Origin of the sequence: Salifodinibacter halophilus (assembly GCA_012999515.1) — a bacterium.
GTDB lineage: Bacteria > Pseudomonadota > Gammaproteobacteria > Nevskiales > Salinisphaeraceae > Salifodinibacter > Salifodinibacter halophilus.
Genome location: JABEEB010000084.1, coordinates 1 through 334 on the forward strand (window position 1 = coordinate 1; position 334 = coordinate 334).

Sequence of the window (334 nt, forward strand, 5' to 3'; positions counted from 1 at the left end):
CGACGAAGGAGAGCATCCCGGCGGTCGTCGCGGTGTTGAGCGTCCGTGCGACGCCCGGGAAGGCCGCATCGTGCTCGAGCGGTTCGAACGCGCGCCGGAACGTCTCGACGTTCGCGTCGATCCAGTGGTGACGATTCTGCACGGCGACGGTCTCGGGGACGTCGAAGTCGAGCCCGGAGACGTCGCGGATGCGCGTGCGTGCCGCCCGCACGTCGCTCGCGTACCCCTCGCGATCGGCGGGTGTGAGGTCGAGCGCGCCAGGGTCGGTCGCGCTCTTGGCCGCATCGGCGACCGCCGCCCAGTCGACGGCATCGTCGCCGGACGCACCCGCGAC

1 protein-coding gene is annotated in these 334 nt (G+C 72.2%); it reads right to left on the minus strand.

Annotated elements, in window-relative coordinates; translation table 11 throughout:
* The coding region (locus HKX41_10795; GenBank protein ID NNC24617.1) for a hypothetical protein at positions 1–334 on the minus strand (334 nt) is incomplete at both ends.